This window comes from Pseudochrobactrum kiredjianiae (assembly GCF_030362795.1).
Classification (GTDB): domain Bacteria; phylum Pseudomonadota; class Alphaproteobacteria; order Rhizobiales; family Rhizobiaceae; genus Pseudochrobactrum; species Pseudochrobactrum kiredjianiae.
In genome coordinates, this window is record NZ_JAUCBM010000001.1 from 498,092 (window position 1) to 520,534 (window position 22,443).

The window sequence follows — 22,443 nt, forward strand, 5'->3', positions numbered from 1 at the left end:
ATGGCATTTGATCTGGAAAACCGGAAACTTAACGCATCGCGCGGCAGAGGTTTGCCTTTTTTGAGTTTTGTCATGTGTGGTGGCAGCGGTTCACGTTTATGGCCGCTGTCACGCATTGATAAGCCAAAACAATTCCACCGGTTGTCCGGCAAAGAGAGCCTGTTATCGGCGACGTTAAAACGCCTGCAATCTGCGCCTGATTTGAACGGCAGAATTACCGTGATCGGTGCGAAGAACCATCAGATGCAGATTGAAAAAACGATCTCTGCCGGCTCTGACATTAAGATGATTTTGGAGCCGGTGGCACGTAATACGGCTGCCGTTGCGGCGTTGGCAACCCTGTCTGCGTTGTCGGGCTGCGATGACGCATTGATATTATTGTGTCCGGCCGATCACGATATTTCGAGCACAGAACAATTCTGGCAGAGCGTGGCGCAGGGTATATCCGCTGCCAGTCGCGGGGCAATCGTTACATTCGGACTTTTGCCCGAGCGTCCGGAAACCGGCTATGGTTATATCGAGGCGGGAGAGCCGGAGGATAACGGCTATGCAATTACCCGTTTCGTCGAAAAGCCGGATCATGAAACGGCCATAGCGTTTATCCGGCAGGGGAGGTTCTTCTGGAATTCCGGTATTTTCCTGTTTCGTGCCAGTACAATGCGGGAGGCTTTTCTGCAATTTGCGCCGGATATCTGGCAGCATACGGAGGGAGCTTTACAGCATGCTGATTGCTCGGCAGAGGCAATATATCTGCGAGATGAGTTTTATCAGTCTGTTCCTGCGATTTCATTTGACCATGCGATCATGGAAAAAGCCGACAGGCGGATGTTGATACCGGCATCATTCAGTTGGAGTGATCTGGGCTCATGGCAATCTCTGTGCAAGCTTGAACAGCAGCACGATAATCAGGATGATTGCGGTAATGTTCTGATTGGCGATGTCATCGCGCATGATTGCAGCAATAGCTATATCCGCAGCGAGGCGGGGCTGCTTACTATTTCCGGTTTAAAGGATATGGCTGTCATTGCTTTGAAAGACGCCACTTTTATTTCGCCGCTGGCACAAAGCCATCAGGTGCAGGCGATTGTCAAAGAGCTGACACAGCAAAAGCGTGCAGAATTATATTATGAGCAACCGGTCTATGCGCCGGACATACACCGCCAGCATGTCAAAGACTGGTTGTTTGAAAAGGCACTGCCTTATTGGGCGCTTAAAGGTGCGGATCACCGGCATGGCGGTTTTTATGAGAGCCTCTCATTGCAAGGGCTGCCGGTTGCAGGGCCACGCCGATCAAGAACTATGGCGCGGCAAATCTATGTTTTCGCTAAAGGTCAGCTTGCCGGATGGGCGGGTGCATCGTCTGATTTGGTTTCGCACGGCCTTCTCTTCATGCAGGAGAGGGGGCGCAGCCGGAGTGGCGGCTGGGTACAGTCTTTCACTGCAAGTGGAGAGGTTGCACAAGCGCGGGAGAATTTCTACGATCAGACATGCATGTTATTGGCGCTCAGCTATGCGCATCAGGCGGGGCATAATCAGGCTTTACAGCTTGGACAGGAAACATTCGCATTTCTGGATAATAAGCTCGCGCATATTGCAGGCGGCTTTTATGAGAGCCGCGCTGACCGCGATAACCCGAGGGCATTACTGACTAGCAATGCGCATATGCATTATCTGGAAGCCTGCCTTGCATGGCATGAGGTGACCGGAGATGATGCCTATCTGAGACGGGCAGATGAGGTTGTTGAGCTTTGTAAAGATCATTTTTTTGACCGTGATTATTGGTGCTTAACAGAGTTTTTTCAGAACGGCTGGCGGCAGGTTGCAGATGCACGGGGCGACCATACCGAGCCTGGTCATTATTTCGAATGGGCCGCCTTATTGAGTGATTACGCCAACCGCACCGGTTGTCGTGAAGCCCGCCGGATGGCACACCGGCTTTATAGTTGCACCCTTTCAACGGGTATCAACCGGTCGACAGGTCTGGCTTATAATAGTGTTTCACGCGAGGGCAGGCCGATTGATCGCGGTAGCCGCAGCTGGCAGCAATGTGAGGCACTCAAAGCGGCTATCATGCTTGATGGCTATAATGATCAGGATTTAAAGCCGGAAATTGAAGCGAGAATTGCCACTTTATTTCGCTGGCATCTTCAGCCTGCGCAAGAAGGACTGTGGTATGATCGTCTTGATGCCAGCGGTACCAATTGCTCAGACCATGTGCCTGCTTCTATTCTTTATCATCTGGTCAGTGCTCTCACCTTGTATTTGCAGCCACTTGGAAAGGTGGACGCGAAGAAGTCGGTGAATAAACAAAACATGGTGGAGCGGGTGACAATGCCTGTCTGAGATAAATTGCCTGTGGAATTGTGCTGATACGAAACAAACTTATTTGAATATGAGGTTCATCTGCTTGTGTTCAGCCGGTGATTAGTTATCCTGATATACAAAACGGCTTCAGGAATAACGAAAATCGGTTTTCCTGAGACGGTTTAAAAAGCAATCAGTGCGGGCGCGGAAGATACATCCGGACGCAGCGCGTTGTCCGGTTCATGGGTAATTCAGGCAGATCTTCATGCAGCACTCGAAGCGTCATCGTGCGATTTTGGAACAGGCCAAGCTGAAAGGGCAGGTGCTGGTTGATGATCTGGCAGAGCAGTTTCAGGTCAGTCCTCAGACAATTCGTAAAGATCTCAATGATTTGTGTCGCGCACAATTGCTGACACGCACGCATGGCGGCGCTTTGTTCCCTTCCGGTGTGGAAAATCTGGAATATGAGGCGCGCAGGCAGATTGCAGCTTCAGAAAAACAGGCAATCGGACAGGCAGCAGCAGAACTGATCCCTGAAGGCGCTTCGCTTTTCATCAATATCGGCACCACGACTGAGGCTGTCAGCCAGCACTTGCTGGCGCATAACCAATTGATGGTCATCACCAATAATATCAATGTTGCCAGTCGTTTACGGGTCTATTCAGGGCTTGAGGTTATTATTGCCGGTGGCGTGGTACGCGCCAGTGATGGGGGTATTGTCGGTGAGGCTGCTGTCGATTTTATCCGTCAGTTCAAAGTGGATTATGCAATTATCGGGGTTTCGGCCATTGATGCAGACGGCGCATTACTCGATTTTGATTATCGTGAAGTGAAGGTTGCGCAGGCAATTATAGCCAATGCCCGCCATGTTATTCTGGTGGCAGATTCGACCAAAATGGAGCGCACTGCGCCGGTGCGGATGGGGCATTTATCGCAGATTAATACCTTCATCACCGATCAATGTATTGAGCCGTCGCTGCGCCAGATTTGTGCTGACCATGATGTGCAACTGATCGAGGCTGTGAAGCGTTAAGGCTTTGCTGGTTTTTGTCTTATGCATATGCGCGTTTTTTACGCGTTCTTATTTGTGTTGAGTTTCGTTTTTTCGCTCGATTTAGTTTCGTTTTTTACTATATTGCTTTCATATGGCGAAGATTGCCGGATTGAAAACGATTCCGGCGCGCCGTTTTTATGTGTCACAGCCGTGTCAATTTACCGTGCTTGAAGTGTTTAAGTATTGAATTGGCATGATTTTCGGCGGAGCTTGCGACGTGGTTGCAAATACGGACTATGATATTTTCATTATTGGCGGTGGTATTAACGGTTGCGGCATTGCCCGCGACGCGGTGGGGCGTGGTTTCCGCACCGGACTTGCCGAAATGAAAGATCTGGCCAGTGGCACATCTTCCCGCGCCACTAAGCTTATTCACGGCGGGCTGCGTTATCTCGAGCATTATGAGTTTCGTCTGGTGCGTGAAGCGCTGATGGAGCGTGAGATCATTTGGGCCAATGCCCCGCATCTGGTCAAGCCGATGCGTTTCATCCTGCCTTATCACCGCGGCGGTGTGCGTCCGGCATGGTTGCTGCGGCTGGGTTTGTTTCTTTATGACCATATCGGTGGGCGTAAACTTTTGCCTGCAACACGCACGCTGAATATGAAAACCGATAAGGCTGCGGTACCTCTCAAAGACCTGTTTACCAAGGCTTTTGAATATTCTGACGCATGGGTTGATGATGCACGTTTTGTGGCACTCAATGCGATGGATGCCAAAGAACGTGGCGCAGAAATCCGCACCCGCACCAAAGTAACTGCAGCACGACGCGTCGGTGATGTTTGGCACATTACATTGCAGGATTTGCGTACCGGCAAGGTCAATGAAGTGACCTCGCGCTTGCTGGTCAATGCGGCGGGGCCATGGGTGGATCGTGTTCTGGCCGGTATGGAAGGTCTGGCTGAGGTGCATAATGTGCGTCTTGTGCAGGGCAGCCATATTATCGTGCGCAAGAAATTTGATGGTGATCGATCTTATTTTTTCCAGAATAATGACGGACGCATCATTTTCGCTATTCCTTACGAAAATGATTTCACGCTGATCGGCACCACGGATCAGGACTATCACGGCGATCCGGCGAAAGTGGAAATCACCGAGAGCGAGAGCGATTATTTGTGCTCTGCCGCCAGCGAATATTTCCGTGAGCCGGTTCAGCGTGAGGATATTGTCTGGGCTTATTCCGGTGTCCGTCCGCTCTATGATGATGGTGCGAATAAAGCGCAGGAAGCCACACGCGATTATGTGCTGAAAGATGATGCCGGTGACGGCAAAGCGCCGCTGATTAATATTTTCGGCGGTAAAATCACAACCTATCGCCGTTTGTCTGAGCATATGATGCAGAAAATCGAGCATTTTCTCGGCAAAAAAGGCGCACCTTGGACACATAAAGCACCGCTGCCGGGCGGTGATTTTCCGGTGCAGGATTTTAGCCGGATGAGTGCGAAATTTGCCGCACATTATCCGTTTTTGACGCCATCCCATGCGGCACGTCTGTTCCGTATGTATGGCACGCGCGCGCAGTGGATTTTGGGCAATGCCACTGATTATAAAGACCTTGGCCAGCATTTCGGCGCTGATCTTTATGAGGTGGAAGTGCGCTATATGATGGTGCAGGAGTGGGCGCTGACGGCAGAAGATATTGTCTGGCGCCGTAGCAAGCGCGGCTTGGTGATGACTGCAAGTGAGATTGCTGCGCTGGATCAGTTTATGAAAACCGAAACCGGTTATGATGAAAAAGCAGCGTAACGCATTTCATATTGCTCGCTTATAATTTTTACACCGCAGTAGAAATTTCCTACTGCGGTGTTTGCTTTTCAAGCCATAGTTTCTCCTCCTTTCAGTCTCATCCTGATGCTCTTCACAGCAGCATAAATCTGGACTAACATTCTCTGTGCAGACTCTGAGTGAAGCATAAGAGCAGTTTTCAATTTGACGGATATTGGGACGCAGAAAACCGCTCTTTCTCTTTGTATTACGCAGTTTCGAACGGAAAACCGTAAACACTTTTCCTGAAACTGCTCCTGAGGAGCAGCCGATGAGCATTCAGTCAGGCGGAATATCCGCCGCGGCAGGTCAGTCAGTTTTTAGCGCTCATGCGGAGCGTGTAGACTCTGCTATTCGTGGTAGCGGTGCAGCACGGTCTGCGCTTGTCGCCTCATGGCAGCGCTCTGCCCGTTTGCATGGCCTGAGGCCGCAGGATTCCGGCAGGCCGCAAACCATCACCGCACAAAGATTGCGGGAGGTGCAGGAGCATGTTGAACCGCTGACCCATCTGGCACAACCTGTACTGGATCGCTTGTTTTTATCCGTTGGCGGTATTGGTTGTTGTGTTCTGTTGGCTGACAGTCAGGGTGTTCCGGTCGAGCGGCGTGGTGCTGTTGCCGATGATGATGTGTTCCATCAATGGGGTTTGTGGACGGGGGCTGTCTGGAGTGAAGCCTGTGAAGGCACCAATGGCATAGGCACCTGCATTGTTGAGCAGCGTGCGGTGACAATTCACCGTGATCAGCACTTTCATGCCAGAAATTCAGGGCTTTCCTGCTCGGTTGCCCCAATTCATGATCATACAGGGCGGCTTGTTGCGGTACTCGATGTATCATCCTGCCGCTCTGATCTGACTGAAGCTTATGCAGGTTTAATATTTGCCGCTGTGAATGAGGCAGCACGCAAGATTGAGACAGATTATTTCCGTTATCATTTTCAGCAAGCCCGTATCGTGCTGGCGCCTGTTGCCGAGCATAATAGCGGCGCATTACTGGCAATTGACCGTGATGATATGGTGATCGGTGCCAGCCGTTCCGCACGACTGGCACTGGGGCTAAGTGAAGACGGGTTGAAAGATCCGGTACCCGCAGCCGATTTTTTCGGTGTTTTAACGGAGAAAACAACCGATATGGCCGAGGCCGAACGCGGTGTGATTATCCGCGCCCTTGCCCGCGCAGAGGGCAAAATTTCCCTCGCGGCTAAAATTTTGGGCATGAGCCGTGCAACTTTGCACCGCAAGCTCAACCGTTTGCAGATCAGACGCAACGACTGATCCTGCGCGTACACGCGTAAAAAGTGATGTGGTTTCGGTCACCATGCGCAGTATTTAAAACTGTCTCTTAAACTGTCTCATTCTTGCGACATTACCGGCAAGAGTTTGTTGTGCGGGCACCACTGTCCTCATGACAAGCGGGATATTTCCCGCAACATTATCTTTGAGTTCAGGCATTCGCATCTGAGGAGAGATGTAGTGTCACAGTTGAACGTGAAACAGGGAGAGAGACAATGAACAAGGTTGAAGTAAGCCGGACTGTTCACCCGAAATTTGCCAAACGCTATGGTAATTTTATCGGCGGCAAATGGGTTGAGCCAAAATCCGGACGTTATTTTGAGAATATTTCACCGGTCAACGGGCAGGTTCTCTGCGAGGTTGCCCGTTCCGATGCTGCGGATGTGGAACTCGCACTTGATGCAGCCCATGCTGCGAAAGAAGCCTGGGGACGCACCAGTCCTGCGGAACGTGCGCTGATCCTCAATAAAATCGCTGACCGGATGCAGGATAATCTGGCACTGCTGGCTGAAGCCGAAACCTGGGATAACGGCAAGCCGATCCGCGAAACCACAAATGCCGATATGCCACTGGCAATTGACCATTTCCGTTATTTTGCCGGTGCTATCCGTGCGCAGGAAGGCGGCATTTCCGAGATTGATCACGATACGGTTGCCTATCATTTCCATGAGCCGCTGGGCGTGGTCGGGCAGATTATTCCGTGGAACTTCCCGATCCTGATGGCCGTGTGGAAACTGGCACCGGCACTTGCTGCCGGTAACTGCGTGGTGCTGAAGCCGGCTGAACAGACGCCGGCCTCTATTCTGGTACTGGCAGAACTGATCGGTGATCTGTTGCCTGCCGGTGTGCTGAATATTGTCAACGGTTTCGGCCTCGAAGCCGGTAAACCGCTGGCTTCCAGCCCGCGTATTGCCAAAATCGCCTTCACCGGTGAAACCACCACCGGCCGTCTGATTATGCAATATGCCAGTCAGAACCTCATTCCGGTGACGCTGGAACTGGGGGGTAAATCGCCGAATATCTTCTTTGAAGATGTGACAGCGGAAGATGATGATTATCTCGACAAAGCCATTGAGGGTTTTGTGATGTTTGCGCTCAATCAGGGCGAAGTCTGTACCTGCCCGAGCCGTGCGCTGATCCATGAGAAAATCTACGATAAATTCATGGAAAAAGCCTTGAAACGGGTGGAAGCCATTGTGCAGGGTGACCCGCTCAATCCGGCAACCATGATCGGTGCGCAGGCTTCACAAGAGCAGCTGGAAAAAATCCTTAGCTATATGGATATCGGCCGTCAGGAAGGTGCGGAAGTACTGACCGGTGGTGAGCGTAGCCATCTTGGCGGTGATCTGGCCGGTGGTTTCTATGTGAAGCCGACGGTCTTCAAAGGCCATAATAAGATGCGTATTTTTCAGGAAGAAATCTTCGGGCCTGTGGTTTCTGTCACGACTTTCAAGAATGATGAAGAAGCACTGTCGATTGCGAATGATACGCTTTACGGCCTTGGTTCTGGTGTCTGGACACGGAATGGCAACCGCGCTTACCGCTTTGGCCGTGGTATTCAGGCAGGCCGTGTCTGGACAAACTGCTACCATGCTTATCCGGCACATGCGGCTTTCGGTGGTTACAAACAATCCGGAATAGGGCGTGAAAACCACCTGAAAATGCTCGATCATTATCAGCAGACCAAAAATATGCTGGTGAGCTACAGCCCTAAAAAACTGGGCTTCTTCTGATAAGACATAGAGCGCATTCCGAAAAGTGTGAAGCGGTTTTCGGATAGAATGCGCGTAAAAACAAAAGCTAGAGCGGTTTCAACGATTCAACATTAACTGAAACCGCTCTAAAGGGTGATCCGAGGCATTCGGATCACCCTCCTTTCGCAATGCTAACTTCATAAATGGAGCAGAAAGAGTGCGCTCTTTCTGCAATAGGAGAATGTTATGGCAAAGACGATGAAAGCCGCCGTCGTGCGGGAATTTGGAAAACCACTAACAATTGATGAAGTGCCGGTACCGGTGCCTGGTCCGGGGCAAATTCAGGTCGCTATTCAGGCTTCCGGTGTTTGCCATACGGATTTACATGCCGCAGAAGGCGACTGGCCGGTCAAGCCGAACCCGCCGTTTATTCCGGGGCATGAAGGTGTGGGCTTTGTTTCCGCTGTCGGAGCGGGTGTTAAAAATGTCAAGGAAGGTGACCGCGTTGGTATTCCATGGCTTTACACGGCTTGCGGCTATTGTCGTCATTGCCTTGGCGGATGGGAAACCTTGTGTGAATCTCAGGAAAATACCGGCTATTCGGTGAATGGCGGTTTTGCCGATTATGTGGTGGCCGATCCGAATTTCGTTGGTCATTTACCGAAGAATATCGAATTTAACGAAATCGCGCCGGTACTCTGCGCTGGTGTGACTGTCTATAAAGGGCTGAAAGTTACCGACACCAAACCCGGTGACTGGATGGTGATTTCCGGTATCGGCGGGCTTGGCCATATGGCGGTGCAATATGCCAAAGCCATGGGCCTGAATGTTGTGGCTGTCGATATTGATGATGCCAAACTCGATCTCGCACGGCGGCTTGGGGCTGTTGCAACGGTTAATGCCAAAACCAGTAATGATCCGGCTGCGGAAGTGAAGAAACTGACCGATGGCGGCGCGCAAGGCGCATTAGTGACAGCGGTTTCACCAAAAGCTTTCCAGCAGGCAATCGGGATGATGTCGCGCGGCGGCACTATCGCTTTCAACGGTCTGCCTGCCGGTGAATTTCCGGTGTCGATCTTCAATATGGTGCTGAACGGCGTGACCTTGCGCGGTTCTATTGTCGGTACAAGATTGGATTTGCAGGAGTCGATTGATTTCGCCGCTGATGGTAAAGTGAAGGCGACGATCAGCACCGACCGGTTGGAAAATATCAACACGATTTTCGACAAGATGCGTAAAGGTGAAATCGAAGGCCGTATCGTGATGGATATGACGAAGTAACCCACAAAGAGGAGGGTGTCATGACTGAAGCAGATCGTAATGCGGATACTGCATCTTTGAACAAGGTGACTGCGACACCTGACGCCCTCAAACTGATTGCCGAATTACAGGGTGAATACGGGCCGGTGATGTTTCATCAGTCCGGAGGTTGCTGTGATGGTTCATCGCCGATGTGTTATGCGCAGGGGGACTTTCTGATCGGTGATCAGGATGTGCAACTGGGTGAGATTGGCGGTGCGCCGTTTTATATCAGCCGCTCGCAATATGAAGCATGGAAACATACCGATCTGATTATTGATGTTGTGCCGGGGCGGGGCGGTATGTTCTCGCTGGATAATGGCCGTGAAGTGCGTTTTCTGACCCGCTCGACCATATGTAAAATTTAAAACCTTTCCCAAGGCACGGTGAAAAACCGCGTGACGTAAAAAAGGGCGGAAATCTCCGCCCTTTTTTCTGTGTCTGTTTTGCCTATGGTAGTTTATAAGACATCACATAATCACCGGCTTTGGTGCCGACTGAACCGTGCCCCCCGGCTACGATCAGCACATATTGTTTGCCGTCTTTGCCGGTATAGCTCATCGGAGTGGACTGGCCGCCAGCGGGCAGGCGGGTCTGCCAGAGCTGCTTGCCAGTGGTGAGATCATAGGCACGCAGATAGTCATCAACTGCCGCACCGAGGAAGGCAACGCCGCCTGCGGTGATCATCGGGCCACCAATACCTGGCACACCAAGTTTCAGCGGAATTGGCACCGGTGCCATATCCTCAACCGTACCGTTTTTATGCTTATAGGCGATTTTGCCTGTGCGCAGATCAACACCCGCGACATAACCCCATGGCGGCGACTGGCACGGAATGCCGAGCGGCGACAGGAATGGCCCCATAAACACGCCGTAAGGTGCGCCGTCATTGCGGTTCAACCCTTGTTCGCTAGCTTTTTCATCCTGACCTTTCGGCGGAATCTGATCCGCTGGCACAAGGCGCGAGGTGAAGGCCAGATAGGTCGGCATACCGAACATCACCTGACGTTTAGGATCAACGGCCACACTGCCCCAATTGAATACCCCGAAATTGCCGGGATAGACAATCGTGCCTTGCAGGGATGGTGGTGTGTAACGGCCTTCATAGCGCAAGGAGCGGAACTGGATGCGGCAAGCGAGCTGATCGAACATCGTCGCGCCCCACATATTGGCTTCCGTCAGTGGTGACGGGTTAAATGTTAGGCCGGAAAGCGGCTGTGTTGGTGCCGAAAAATCTTCCGGTATGGCACCTTTTGGTGCAGCAACTTCCTTCACCGGAATGATTGGCTCACCGGTGCGCCGGTCAAGCACATAAATGTCGCCCTGTTTGGTTGGCCCAACCAGTGCAGGCACGGCCTGTCCGTCTTTGGTGATATCGAGCAGCACCGGTTGCGCAGGCACGTCCATATCCCACAGGTCATGATGTACAGTCTGGCGTACCCAGCGCACTTGACCGGTATTCACATCGAGGGCGGTGATGGATGAGGAATATTTCTCCACCGCCTCACTGCGCCCCATACCGAGCTGATCCGGCACCTGATTGCCGAGCGGTATATAAATCAGACCAAGCTTTTCATCGGCGCTGAAAACTGACCAGCTGTTTGGTGAGTTGGTTGTGTAATGTTCGCCCTCGGCAATCGGTGTAGTGACATCGGGATTGCCGGAATCCCAGTTCCACAACAACTGACCGGTCAGAATATCAAACGCGCGGATAACGCCGGACTGTTCTTCAGTCGAGAAATTATCATTCACTGCACCGCCGACAATAATCTTGCCGTCAATCGCGGTTGGCGGAGACGTGGAATAATAATAACCGGACGGATTATATTTCATGCCACGGGTCAGATCGAGCACGCCTTTTTCGGCAAAGCTCTCGCAGACCTGACCGGTCTTAGCATCCAGTGCGATCAGATGCGCATCAGATGTCGGCAGATAGACCCGCTCATAGCAGGCCTGATCAGCGGCAACGGTCTGGTCTTTCCAGTAGGTTACACCACGGCAGGTCTGGTGCTGACGCTGTGTATTGGCGCTGACCTCCGGATTATAACGCCATTTTTCCTTGCCGGTATCCGCATCCAAAGCAATGGCAATATTATGCGGCGTGCAGAGATAGAGCGTGTCCTCAATCTTGAGCGGTGTGACCTGATAGGTTGTTTCCGTCACATCCTGCGGCTGGCGCACATCGCCGGTGCGGTATTGCCATGCCAGCTCCAGCTTGGCCACGTTCTCCGGTGTGATTTGCGTGAGCGGAGAATAGCGCTGGCCATATTGCGTGCGGCCATATTGATGCCATTCACCGTCCGGCATTGCATTGCCGGTATCGGGTGCAGCCGCCACTTCTTCCGTTGGCAGAGAACCGTCAAGATTATGCGGGTCTTTTGAGATTGCAACACCGGCAACAATCAGTGCTGCAGCAATTGCGGCCAGCAAGGGCAATGGACTGGCATTGCCTGCGCGTGCTTGTTCAACAGTCGGTGCAATTTCTCTGCTGGCAGGGCTCAGCGCTTTGCGGATTGGTGGTAGTAGTAACCACAGACCGAGCAGCACAACAATGCCACCGCGCGAACCGAGCGGCCACCAGTCAAAGCCGACCTCATAGATCGCCCAGCCTAATGTACCGAGAATAATCAGGGCATAAACCCATAGTGCCGCAGCGCGACGGGTAAAAAGCAGGAAGGCGGTCAGTAAAAAACCGACCGCGGTAATAATGTAATAGAGGCTGCCGCCCAGCAGGGCGAGTTTGATGCCACCATAGCCAAGTGCGATGCCAATGAACGCAAAGAGGATGGCTGTTAAAGAAATAAACACAATGCTACCCCTTCTTTATTTGATGGGGAAAAATATAGATCAGCAAAGCACATAGGGAAGTGGTGCGTCACATTTATTTGAAGATAGAATAAATGAATCGGCACAGATACAGTTAATTCTGACAGGAAGAAGAGCCGTTATTTCCGTAAAATAATAATTAAATCAATATTATAAAGAGTTGAACAAAGACGCCGCCCCGTTGAGGGCGGCGTCTTTAGTTAAAAGCATCAGCCTTGGGAGGATGGAGCTTTTATAAACGTGTGCTGGTGAAGCTGCGCAGGCGCAATGCATTGGTCAGCACGAAAATGCTCGACAGTGCCATGGCTGCCGCAGCCAGTACCGGCGAGAGCAGGATGCCGTAAAACGGATAGAGCAGACCTGCCGCAACCGGAATGAGTGCGGTATTGTAGGAAAACGCCCAGAACAGGTTCTGACGGATATTGCGGATTGTCGCTTTAGACAAAGCAATGGCATCCACAACAGCAGTCAGATCACCGCTCATCAGCACCACATCGGCGCTTTCAATGGCGATATCCGTGCCGGTGCCGACAGCCACACCCACATCAGCCGCAGCCAGTGCCGGAGCATCATTGATACCGTCCCCGACAAAGATGATCTTGCGGTCGGAACCTGCAAGACGCTTCAGTGCTTCCACTTTTCCATCCGGCAGAACTTCCGCAGACACTTCATCAATGTTGAGTTCTTTGGCGATAGCATTGGCCACGACTTTACTGTCACCGGTAATCATCGCCACTTTCAGGCCAAGCTTATGCAGGGCATCAATGGTGGCTTTGGTTGTCGGTTTTAGTTCATCAGCCACGGAGAAGGCTGCGACCAGCACACTGCCCCGCGCCATATAGAGCACGGATTGCGCTTTGGCCGTCATTAGTGCTGCGGCTTCTGCACCGGTGGCAACATCAATGCCGAGCTTTTTCATGAAGCGCTCTGCACCGACATGCACGGCCTGACCATCAACCATACCGCTGACACCAAAGCCCGGTACGGCTTCAAATTCCTTCACTTCCGGCTGTTGCAGATCTTTATCTTCTGCTGCCTGAACAATCGCTGTGGCAATTGGATGTTCCGAGCGGGACTCCAATGCTGCTGCCAAAGCCAGCATTTCATCATCCTGATTGCCGGCAAAGCTGAAGAACTGCGAGAGAACAGGTTTGCCGATCGTCAGTGTGCCGGTTTTGTCGAAAGCGATAATATCGGCATCACGCAGACTTTGCAGAGCATCACCACGACGGAACAAGACGCCCATTTCCGCACCGCGACCGGTACCAACCATGATCGAAGTTGGCGTAGCCAGACCCATGGCACAAGGACAGGCGATAATCAGCACGGCGATGGCATTGGCCAGCGCAAAGGTGAAGGCCGGTTCTGGGCCGAAAATAAACCAGATCAGGAACGTGACAAAGGCAGCCAGCATCACCGCAGGCACAAACCATGTTGTCACTTTGTCGATCAGGTTCTGGATCGGCAGTTTGTCGGCCTGCGCATCTTCAACCATGCGGATAATCTGTGAGATCACCATATCCGAGCCGACTTTGGTGGCGCGATAGGTGAAAGCACCAGTCTTATTGACCGTACCACCGACAACTGTATCGCCGACATTTTTAGTCGCTGGCACCGGCTCGCCGGTAATCATGGATTCATCAATATAGGACGTACCTTCAGTGATCTCGCCGTCGACCGGTACTTTCTCACCCGGACGCACCTGAACAAGATCGCCTGCACGCACATCTTCCAGCGGAATATCTTGTGCCACACCATCACGCACCACACGGGCAGTTTTGGCCTGTAGTCCGAGCAGATGGGCAATGGCATGGGATGTCCGGCCTTTGGCACGGGCTTCCATCCAGCGGCCGATCAGGATCAGCGTGACGATAACTGCTGCGGCTTCATAATAGACATTGACGGTTTGTGCAGGCAGGACGGCAGGCATGAAAGTTGCAACAACCGAGAAGCCCCATGCTGCCAATGTACCAACGGCCACAAGCGAGTTCATATCCGGTCCGCCGCGCAGCAAAGCGGGGATGCCGATACGGAAAAAGCGCAAGCCAGGGCCGAATAGCACAAGCGTGGTCAGGATAAACTGGAGATACCAGCTGTTCTGCATGCCGATGGTGCTATCAATGACATGGTGCAGCGAAGGGATCAGATGCGAGCCCATCTCAGTGAGAAAAACCGGCAGTGCCAGCGCACCGGCAATCAGGACATCCCGTTTGAGAATTTTAATCTCGGCGTCATTCTTCTCTGCGCGACGCTCTGCTCCGCTGGCAGGAGCAGCTATTGCGGCAGGTTGCGCCGGATAACCGCTCTTGGTTACAATATCAGTCAGCATTTGCGGCGTAACAGACGGATCACTGAGTGTGATGCTGGCGCGTTTGGTTATCAGATTGACGGAGGCTGTCGCAACACCGGCTGAGGCCTGCAAGGCTTTTTCCACGCGCCCGACACAGGACGCGCAGGTCATGCCATCCACATCCAGCACCACCTGCGATGCCGGCTGCGGAATATGGGCGGTATAACCGGCTTTTTTAATGGCTTCTGCGGCAAGATTTGCATCAGGCTTGTCATCAAAGCGCACGGTTGCCTGCTGGGTTGCCAGATTGACAGAGGCGCTGTTGACACCGGGCAAAGCAAGCAATGCTTTTTCCACGCGTCCGACACAGGATGCACAGGTCATGCCGTCAATTTCGAGCGTAACAACGGGCAGGCCGGAGCGTATCTGCGTGGGATTGCTATGTTTGGTCATCATTGAAGATCCTGCTCTTTAGAGCGCCGTGTGCCATGCCTGGCACACGGCGCTCTAACACTTTAAAATTCGAGCATAATTTTACCTTAAACTGATCCAAGTTTAAGGAATTATGCTCTAGCCGAGGATTGTGGTTTCATAACCGGCGGCATCAATGGCTTTGGCAATTGCCGCAGCATCTGCCGGAGCGGAAAACCCGATACTGGCCTGTTTATTCGCCAGATCAACGCTGACAGTGCTGACGCCGTCGATGGCTTTAGCGGTTTTCTCGATTTTGGCGACGCATGCGCCGCAACCCATGCCGTCAACGGAGAGAAGGACAGTTGAGGAAGCAGAATATGTCATGGTGATTTTCAGAGCTTGATCGCGCGAAAGTTTTGTTCCGCTGGCAGCCCTGCCTTTCTTGTCAGTTTCAGGCGCAGATTTTGCGCGTTGATTGATGTTGAAAGAAAGATAGGGCTTCCCATTATGGGAAGGTCAAGGAAGAAAATCTGAATAATTGAGTAATAATTTATCTAATTGATAATGCTATGTTATTTGTGATTTTTAGTGATGCCGGCTGGCAATAAAATCGCATACTTCCGGCTGCGGCATCGGTTTTCCGGTGAAAAATCCCTGCACTTCGCCAAAATGTTCACGCTTCAGACGGGTCAGTTGTTCCTGAGTCTCCACACCTTCTGCCGTGGTTGTGATATTAAAGGCGCTACCCAGTGAAACCACAGCTTGCAAAATTGCCAGATTGCGTTTGTCGCTATCAATATCGGAGACAAAACTGCGGTCAATTTTGATCTTATCGAAGGGGAAGGTGCGTAAGTAATTGAGAGATGAATAACCGGTGCCGAAATCATCCATGGCGATACGCACCCCGAGTTTACGCAATTCAAACAGCAATTCGGTATTATAGGCAGTATTGGAGAGCAGAACGGTCTCGGTTATTTCCAGTTCCAGACGGTTCGCCTGCAATCCGCTGGTGGCAAGCGCGGATTTAACAATGTCCAGCATATTACGACTGTTGAACTGTACCGGTGACAAATTAACCGAAACTCTGATGTTTTCAGGCCATCTTGTGGCATCCTGACAGGCCTGTTGCAAAGCCCATGCGCCAATCGCGGCGATAATGCCGGTATCTTCAGCAATAGGAATAAAATCATCCGGCGCAATCAACCCGCGCGTTGGATGTTGCCAGCGCAGCAAGGCTTCGCAACCGGTAATCTGATCTGTCGTCAGGGAGAAAATCGGCTGATAGAACAGAACAAACTCATCATTTTGTAGCGCTTTGTGTAATTCCATTGCCGTGCGGTGGCGTTTTTCAACGGCTTCGCGCATGGATTTCTCGTAAAACCGGTAAGTGCCGCGTAGATCGGCTTTGGCGGCATAAAGCGCCAGATCTGCATTGCGCAGCAGGGTATCAATATCCTGCCCATCCTGAGGGGCGAGAACAACGCCGATGGTACAGCCGACATATTCCGAATTGTCTTCCAAATTGTATGGCTGCTGAAACAGCTCTGTAATTTCTTCGACAAACAGGCTGATTTCTTGCCGGTAGTCAGGACTACTGATGTCAAAAGGATGAATGATCGCAAATTCATCGCCGCCAAGACGGGCAATAAAATCTTCCGGTCTTAAATAGGCACGCAGACGACGGGCAACCTGACAGAGTAATTCGTCACCGGCGGCGTGGCCGATACTATCATTAATATGTTTGAAATGATCGACATCCAGAAAAAGCAGGGCGTGTCCCTGATGTGGCTGTCCGGCAGAAAACAATTCGCTGGTATGTTGCGAGAAATAAACCCGATTTGGCAGATTGGTCAGGGCATCATGCAATGCGGCATGTGTCAGATGTGCCTGTAATGCCTGTTTTTCGGTAATATCCTCCATCAAGCCGATGAGATAACGCGAATTACCACCGATTTGCGCCGGAATTGCGCGTTTTACCACTCTGATTTGGCGGGTATTGCCGGGTAGAGGAATATTATTTTCAACGGTGAGTGTCGTATCATTTTCCATGACATGACGATCTTCGCTGACAAAGCAGTTGGAATAATCTGCACTGAAAATCTGATGATCCGTTTTGCCGATTACGTCAACAGCATCTTTGCCGGTAATCGTTTTTGCAGCCTCGTTAAACAGAATGTAGCGGCCGTCATCCTGCATATCTTTAATAAATACACCAACCGGCAGGTTCTTAATCAGACTGTCCAGCAGAGAGCGGGTTTGATTGATCTCATGGCGTGCCTGAGTAATCTCTGTCTGATCCTGAATAATCACCAGAACCGCAGGCTTGCCGCCAAAAACAGTGCGGCGGCCATAGGTGCCAACCTCGACTATGTCACCATTGGCTTTCAGGTGTTTCCAGAGCTGCGGTTTGCCAAAATCAATGTCTGCGTTGATCGCTTCACGCATGCGTTCATATTCGCATTCCGGCCGGATATCGAGCATGGTCATCCCGGCCATTTGCTGTTCCGAATAGCCATAAAATTCATAGACAGCATTATTGAGCAGCAGAAACTTCAACGAAACCGGATCATAAAGCCACATCGGTATCGGGTGCTGGGTAAATAACAACCGGAAATCGCTCTCCGAGAGCGGCGCCTGAATGAAGGGCCAGGAGTCGGTCTGATGAGACAAAGGAACAGTTGTCATAAAGGCTCCGTGGCTTTTAACCGGTAAATAGCGCGCCGGACTGTGCCGGACAGGCGTATTTACGCAAATCTGAGCCTATACTACTCATCACAAATCTTAAAACCACATTACAGCGGCGCGATAATATTTTTAAGGTTTTTGGAGCGTTGTACAGGCGTTTAAATTGATATCTCATTGAAAATGCTTGGAGATTTTTTTGATAATTTTTTGTCGTTTTATGCGAAATATTTACCACTCTGTCTGTTATTACCATTAAAAAGCCTGCAAAGACATCCGGCTGTGAAATTCGCGTGTCTGCGCCGCCCCGCCATCTTGCTTCATGATGCTGCTTTACCTAAAAGCTATGCCTTGTGTGACGTTTTTATGAACCTTCAGTGGCCGCCGGATAAATTAAGATGCATCGGTAAAAAATACCGGTTGATCAGAAAATAAAGGTGAGTGCGGAGGGGTAACGCAGCAGGGATAAAAATGTTCCTGCTTATTCCGGAAGTTATCATTGAGCAATCTTGCCACCCATAGTGCCCCGCACGCTGCATCCTTTTCTGAAGATAAGCTTCATGAAGGGGCTAAGCCTGAATCTGCGGCCGGAACAGCGCGGTTCCGCGCATATTTTGGACGCAGACACTGGGTGTGGCGGGCGCTGATTGCGGCGTGTGGTTCTGCGATCATCACAGTATCTGTGCTGATGCTGACGGAATGGCTGATGCGTGGTTCTTTTGCCTCATGGCAACAGTTTTTCTCGCTCTCCCACCGCCCGTTATGGACGACATTGGCTCTGGTCTTTTTGACTATGCTGCTGCTGGACGGATTGCTTGGGCGCTTGTGGCAGGGCGTGATGATTGTTGCGCCGGTTTTGCTTGGCTTTGCATGGTTCAGCCAACAGAAGGGCATGTATCTCGGAGATCCGCTCTATCCCAGCGATCTGCTGTATAGCCGACAGGTGATTGATCTGATGCCGCTGCTGGTGCGCGACCGCCCGCTGGATGCGGTGCTGATCGTGCTGGCATTGCTCGCAGCTATTGCGGGACTGTATTTTTGCTGGCGCTATTTCCGCCGCTCAATGCCAAAACTCAGCTGGGCAGCACGGGGCGCACGGCTGGCGGTTGCCTTGCCGGTTTTGGTCTGGTTTGGCAGTGTTTCTGATTATTCGAGCTTCTCTTATATCCGTGATCGCATGGGTATTGTGCCGATGATGTGGGATCAGAAGGAAAATTACGCCCATAACGGGCTGGTTGTGGCTTTTATCTTTAATATTCCTATGGCCAATGTGTCTGCGCCCAATGGTTATTCGCAGGAACGGATTGAAAGCATCGCGGAATATTTGTTCCCTGCAGATGCCGATGGCGACCTGAGCGGCGTGGCCGGTACGCATGGGGAAGCGATCGTTCCGGTTGCTATGCGTAATGATGACAAGCCGGATGTGATTATGATTATGAGTGAATCCTTCTGGGATCCCTCACGTCTGCCGGGTGTCGCCTTTGATGAAGACCCGATCAAAAATGTGCGCGCAAACCAGTCCGGCCATGTGTTCTCGCCGGAATTCGGCGGCATGACCGCGAATGTCGAGTTCGAGGCGCTGACCGGTTTCTCCAATGCGTTTTTGCCTTATGGCAGTATTCCTTACCAGCAATATGTTCGCAGGCCTGTTCCGTCTTTGGCCTCTTTCTTCGGAGAGCAGGGTTATGAGACGCGTGCCTTGCACCCGTATCGCCAGTGGTTCTGGAACCGTGGTTCGGTTTATGAGAATTTCGGCTTTGATAAATTCCTGTCAGAGGAAAATCTGCCGGAACTGATGAAAAAAGGCCATCTCGCCTCGGATGAAGAGTTCACCAGCGAGATTATCCGTGCCGCTGAAGAGGCTGAAAAGCCGCTTTTCCTGTTTGGCGTGTCTTTGCAGGGGCATGGTCCTTATGCACCGAGCCGCTATCCGGACAGCAAGATTAAAGTTGTAACCGATGCAGGCAGCGCTGTGAGCGAGGCTTCAAAAGGTTCGGTACGGTCATATGCGCAAGGCGCGCAGGATGCGGATATCAATCTGGCGCGGTTAATGGACTGGGCGAAAAAACGCGAACGGGAAACCATTATTGTGTTTTTCGGCGATCATCTGCCACCCTTGGGTGATGTCTATGTCGAAAGCGGTTTCATGAAAACCCGCGCGGCCAGTCGTGTGGATACTGCCGATCATATGATGGCGCAGCATGAGACCCCGCTGGTTCTGTGGTCAAGCCGCACCAATAGTTTGCGTGGTGTGGGAACCGTCAGTCCGTCCTTCCTGCCGCTGTACGTTCTGGAAATGGCAGGTCTTCAGCACCCTTATTACACCGGTTTTCTGGGTAAAGTGCATCAGGAATATAGTGTGATTGACGGCCATATGCTGCTGGACAAGGATTACACGCCGCATGCAGGCTGGATGCAGCAACCGGTTCTTCCGCAGATTTTGCAGGATTATCGTCAGGTGCAATATGACATGATGTTCGGCAATACCTATTCAAAGGAAAAGATTTTTCCGTTTTTGAGTGCCGGAACTTATGCTGTGACCGATCAGGATAATAAAGAGCAGGTTACATCAACGAAATATTAAAAACGCTTCTGCCAGATCAGTAACCAGTTCGGTTTTGGCTTCATTCCTGTGGTTTTTACGTACTTGCTATGATTTGATAATTTTTTTATCTTTGATCAAAGATTGCGAGTATCGTTCTTTTTTCTGATGGGAGGCTTTGCCTTTTTGTTTGGAAAATGAACCGATCAGGGGAGAGCGAATTTGAAGCGGCATCTTACGCAATTTGCGCTGGTCTTGTTGCTTCCGCTGATCTTCTTGTCAGGCTTTTTTCTGTGGCTGCTGGTCGTGCAGGAAAGAACCCGCATTGAAAACCAGACATTAGATGTCACACAAGCTCTGTCCATTACTATTGACCGCGAAATTTACGGACTACAGCGTGCGGCTGAAATCATCAGCTATTCCAATATTTTAAAAAACGGCCGTTTTGATATTCTGCAAACGACATTGCGGGATATGGCGGCTGAGCTGAATATTGTGATGACGATCTATGATCCGGAAGCGAAGCTGCTTGTGTCGTCGGATACGGCACATATTGCGGATATCCCGCTTTTGACAAAGGCAGACTTACAAAATGTCTCCCCTGAGAAACCGACTTATGTGAGCGGCCTCATGCGTGCCGGACAGGAAGATCCTTATTATTTTACGGTGTTGCGTCCGGTTCTGGTTGAGGGAAGGGTGCAATATTACCTTGCTTTGACGATGGAAGCCCAGCGGATCAGCGATATTTTGAATATGCGTGATATCCATAAAAACTGGACGGCTTTTGTTGTTGATGAGAATGACAGGGTTTTGGCGCGCAGTAGCAACAGCAAGGATTATACGGGCAAGCTGATACCGGATAATTTGCGAGCCGTTACGCGGGATGCGGAGGGTTTTTGGAGCGGTAAAATTCTCGATGGCAATGAGGTTTTCGGTTATTATATCCGCTCTGATTTAAGTGGCTGGAGAACCGCAATCGGCGTTAATCGGGCGGAGCTGAACCGGCCGGTCTGGCTGGCCTTTGCTTATTTCGTGTTGCTGCTCGTCGGGACTGTGCTGTTGAGTGTGGTTCTGGCTGGTTTCTTTGGCCGTAGAATTTCCCGACCGGTACGAAAACTGGCCGCACAGGCTAAAGCTGTTGGTGATGTACCTGCGGTTAAACCGCTGAAATCAGGTATTGTTGAGCTGGATGTGGTCAGCGACGCGCTGGCCGAGGCTGATAAGCGTAACCGCAGCAAAGAACTGAGACTGCTGGAAGCACAATTGCGACTGCAAATGGCGCTCGATGCGGGCAATATCGGTGTATGGGAATATAGTCCTGATGATGCCGGTGTCACACTGGACGGTCGTGCCAGCCATATGCTGGCATTTGAGGACAGGCATAAAATCAATTTTGATACGGATTTCATGCCACTGGTGCATGATGAGGACAGGACGCGCGTTGAAACAGCAATGGGCAAAGCCTTGCAATCCGGTGAGATCGTGCGGGAAACTTTCCGTATCCGTGATGAAGATCAGCCGCATCCACTCTGGGTGACAGGTATTGGCCGCCGTATTTACACGGATAGCGGCAAACCCTCTGTGCTTGGTTTACTCGTTAATGTCACAGCGGAGCAAATGGCATTGCAACAGCGCGAGGTGGTGGCGCAGGAGCTTAACCACCGGCTGAAAAATATGTTTGCGGTTATCATCAGCCTGATGAATTTATCGGCGCGGGGCAAAACGGATGTGCAGGATTATGTCAGGCAGATGCGTGAGCGGATGACAGCGCTCGCCAGTGCTTTTACGCTGACCTATCAGAATAATACGACGGCGCTTAGTCCGCAGACACATATTTCCCTGAATGAATTGCTGAGCCGTTTAGCGGAGCCCTACGGTTTTGCTGATCAGGAACGTATTCGCATTACGGGCGAGGCGCTGTTATGCCCTGTCGGGCATGTCACGCCGATTAGTCTGGTTTTTCATGAGCTGGTGACCAATGCAGTCAAACACGGTGCTTTATCCGTGCCGCAAGGGCATGTGGAAATCCGGTTGTCGAAACAGGCGCCGTTCATGACGATTGAATGGCTCGAAATCCATGGGCCTGAAATTACGCAGGAACCTTTAACGCGTGGTTTTGGTTCCCGCCTTAAGCAAATGAGCATTGATGTGCAAATGCAGGGTTCTTTTAAAGAGGTTTGGGCGAAAGAAGGCCTCATTTGCATCATTCAGTTGCCACTGCCCGATCTGACTGATCTGGCTGAGCAGAAGAGTGGGCAGGAGAGCGGACAGGAGCAGGGCTAAAT

13 protein-coding genes are annotated in these 22,443 nt (G+C 51.3%); 9 read left to right on the forward strand and 4 right to left on the reverse strand.

Features of this window, described 5'->3' with window-relative positions:
- The 7 genes from QUF18_RS02280 (at position 1) to QUF18_RS02310 (ending at position 9,772) form a co-directional block, all read left to right on the forward strand.
- Positions 1-2,343, forward strand: a complete 2,343-nt coding sequence (locus QUF18_RS02280) for an AGE family epimerase/isomerase (protein ID WP_289384866.1) — start codon at positions 1-3, stop codon at positions 2,341-2,343.
- Positions 2,344-2,569: 226 nt separating this feature from the next.
- On the forward strand, positions 2,570-3,337 hold the full coding sequence (locus QUF18_RS02285; protein WP_289384869.1) for a DeoR/GlpR family DNA-binding transcription regulator: 768 nt from the start codon (positions 2,570-2,572) through the stop codon (positions 3,335-3,337).
- A 238-nt stretch (positions 3,338-3,575) separates the two neighbouring features.
- Positions 3,576-5,102 carry a glycerol-3-phosphate dehydrogenase gene (gene glpD / locus QUF18_RS02290; RefSeq protein ID WP_289384871.1) on the forward strand — a complete coding sequence of 509 codons (1,527 nt, stop codon included), beginning with the start codon at positions 3,576-3,578 and terminating at the stop codon, positions 5,100-5,102.
- A 289-nt stretch (positions 5,103-5,391) separates the two neighbouring features.
- Complete coding sequence (locus QUF18_RS02295) at positions 5,392-6,393, forward strand: GAF domain-containing protein (RefSeq protein ID WP_289384873.1); 1,002 nt, start codon at positions 5,392-5,394, stop codon at positions 6,391-6,393.
- Positions 6,394-6,626: 233 nt separating this feature from the next.
- Positions 6,627-8,144 (forward strand): aldehyde dehydrogenase, encoded by a 1,518-nt coding sequence (adh, locus tag QUF18_RS02300; RefSeq protein WP_289384875.1) that lies wholly within the window; start codon positions 6,627-6,629, stop codon positions 8,142-8,144.
- A gap of 207 nt (positions 8,145-8,351) precedes the next feature.
- Positions 8,352-9,386 carry an alcohol dehydrogenase AdhP gene (gene adhP / locus QUF18_RS02305; RefSeq protein WP_289384877.1) on the forward strand — a complete coding sequence of 345 codons (1,035 nt, stop codon included), beginning with the start codon at positions 8,352-8,354 and terminating at the stop codon, positions 9,384-9,386.
- A gap of 20 nt (positions 9,387-9,406) precedes the next feature.
- Positions 9,407-9,772, forward strand: coding sequence for a DUF779 domain-containing protein (locus QUF18_RS02310; RefSeq protein WP_289384879.1), 366 nt, complete (start codon positions 9,407-9,409; stop codon positions 9,770-9,772).
- Positions 9,773-9,854: 82 nt separating this feature from the next.
- Here QUF18_RS02310 and QUF18_RS02315 read toward each other — a convergent pair whose 3' ends face one another.
- The 4 genes from QUF18_RS02315 to QUF18_RS02330 all read right to left on the reverse strand — a co-directional run bounded on the left by QUF18_RS02315 (position 9,855) and on the right by QUF18_RS02330 (position 17,619).
- Entirely contained in the window at positions 9,855-12,212 is a 2,358-nt protein-coding gene (locus QUF18_RS02315; protein WP_289384881.1) for a glucose/quinate/shikimate family membrane-bound PQQ-dependent dehydrogenase, read from the reverse strand.
- A gap of 250 nt (positions 12,213-12,462) precedes the next feature.
- Entirely contained in the window at positions 12,463-14,973 is a 2,511-nt protein-coding gene (locus QUF18_RS02320; RefSeq protein WP_289386100.1) for a heavy metal translocating P-type ATPase, read from the reverse strand.
- A gap of 117 nt (positions 14,974-15,090) precedes the next feature.
- Entirely contained in the window at positions 15,091-15,318 is a 228-nt protein-coding gene (locus tag QUF18_RS02325) for a heavy-metal-associated domain-containing protein (protein ID WP_289384882.1), read from the reverse strand.
- A gap of 201 nt (positions 15,319-15,519) precedes the next feature.
- Entirely contained in the window at positions 15,520-17,619 is a 2,100-nt protein-coding gene (locus tag QUF18_RS02330) for a sensor domain-containing protein (RefSeq protein WP_289384884.1), read from the reverse strand.
- 496 nt (positions 17,620-18,115) lie between these two features.
- Here QUF18_RS02330 and QUF18_RS02335 point away from each other — a divergent pair, with 496 nt between their 5' ends.
- Together QUF18_RS02335 and QUF18_RS02340 are read left to right on the forward strand one after the other, a co-directional pair.
- Positions 18,116-20,200: an LTA synthase family protein gene (locus QUF18_RS02335; protein WP_289384887.1), complete on the forward strand. Its 2,085-nt coding sequence runs from the start codon at positions 18,116-18,118 to the stop codon at positions 20,198-20,200.
- 180 nt (positions 20,201-20,380) lie between these two features.
- Positions 20,381-22,441, forward strand: a complete 2,061-nt coding sequence (locus QUF18_RS02340) for a sensor histidine kinase (RefSeq protein WP_289384889.1) — start codon at positions 20,381-20,383, stop codon at positions 22,439-22,441.
- Positions 22,442-22,443 lie beyond the last annotated feature (2 nt).

What these genes read in the sequence shown, in the direction of transcription:
- QUF18_RS02280 (WP_289384866.1), top strand. Translation starts at nt 1, where the DNA reads ATGGCATTTGATCTGGAAAACCGGAAACTTAACGCATCGCGCGGCAGA.
- QUF18_RS02285 (WP_289384869.1), top strand. Translation starts at nt 2,570, where the DNA reads ATGCAGCACTCGAAGCGTCATCGTGCGATTTTGGAACAGGCCAAGCTG.
- QUF18_RS02295 (WP_289384873.1), top strand. Translation starts at nt 5,392, where the DNA reads ATGAGCATTCAGTCAGGCGGAATATCCGCCGCGGCAGGTCAGTCAGTT.
- adh (WP_289384875.1), top strand. Translation starts at nt 6,627, where the DNA reads ATGAACAAGGTTGAAGTAAGCCGGACTGTTCACCCGAAATTTGCCAAA.
- adhP (WP_289384877.1), top strand. Translation starts at nt 8,352, where the DNA reads ATGGCAAAGACGATGAAAGCCGCCGTCGTGCGGGAATTTGGAAAACCA.
- QUF18_RS02310 (WP_289384879.1), top strand. Translation starts at nt 9,407, where the DNA reads ATGACTGAAGCAGATCGTAATGCGGATACTGCATCTTTGAACAAGGTG.
- QUF18_RS02320 (WP_289386100.1), bottom strand. Translation starts at nt 14,973, where the DNA reads ATGACCAAACATAGCAATCCCACGCAGATACGCTCCGGCCTGCCCGTT.
- QUF18_RS02325 (WP_289384882.1), bottom strand. Translation starts at nt 15,318, where the DNA reads ATGACATATTCTGCTTCCTCAACTGTCCTTCTCTCCGTTGACGGCATG.
- QUF18_RS02330 (WP_289384884.1), bottom strand. Translation starts at nt 17,619, where the DNA reads ATGACAACTGTTCCTTTGTCTCATCAGACCGACTCCTGGCCCTTCATT.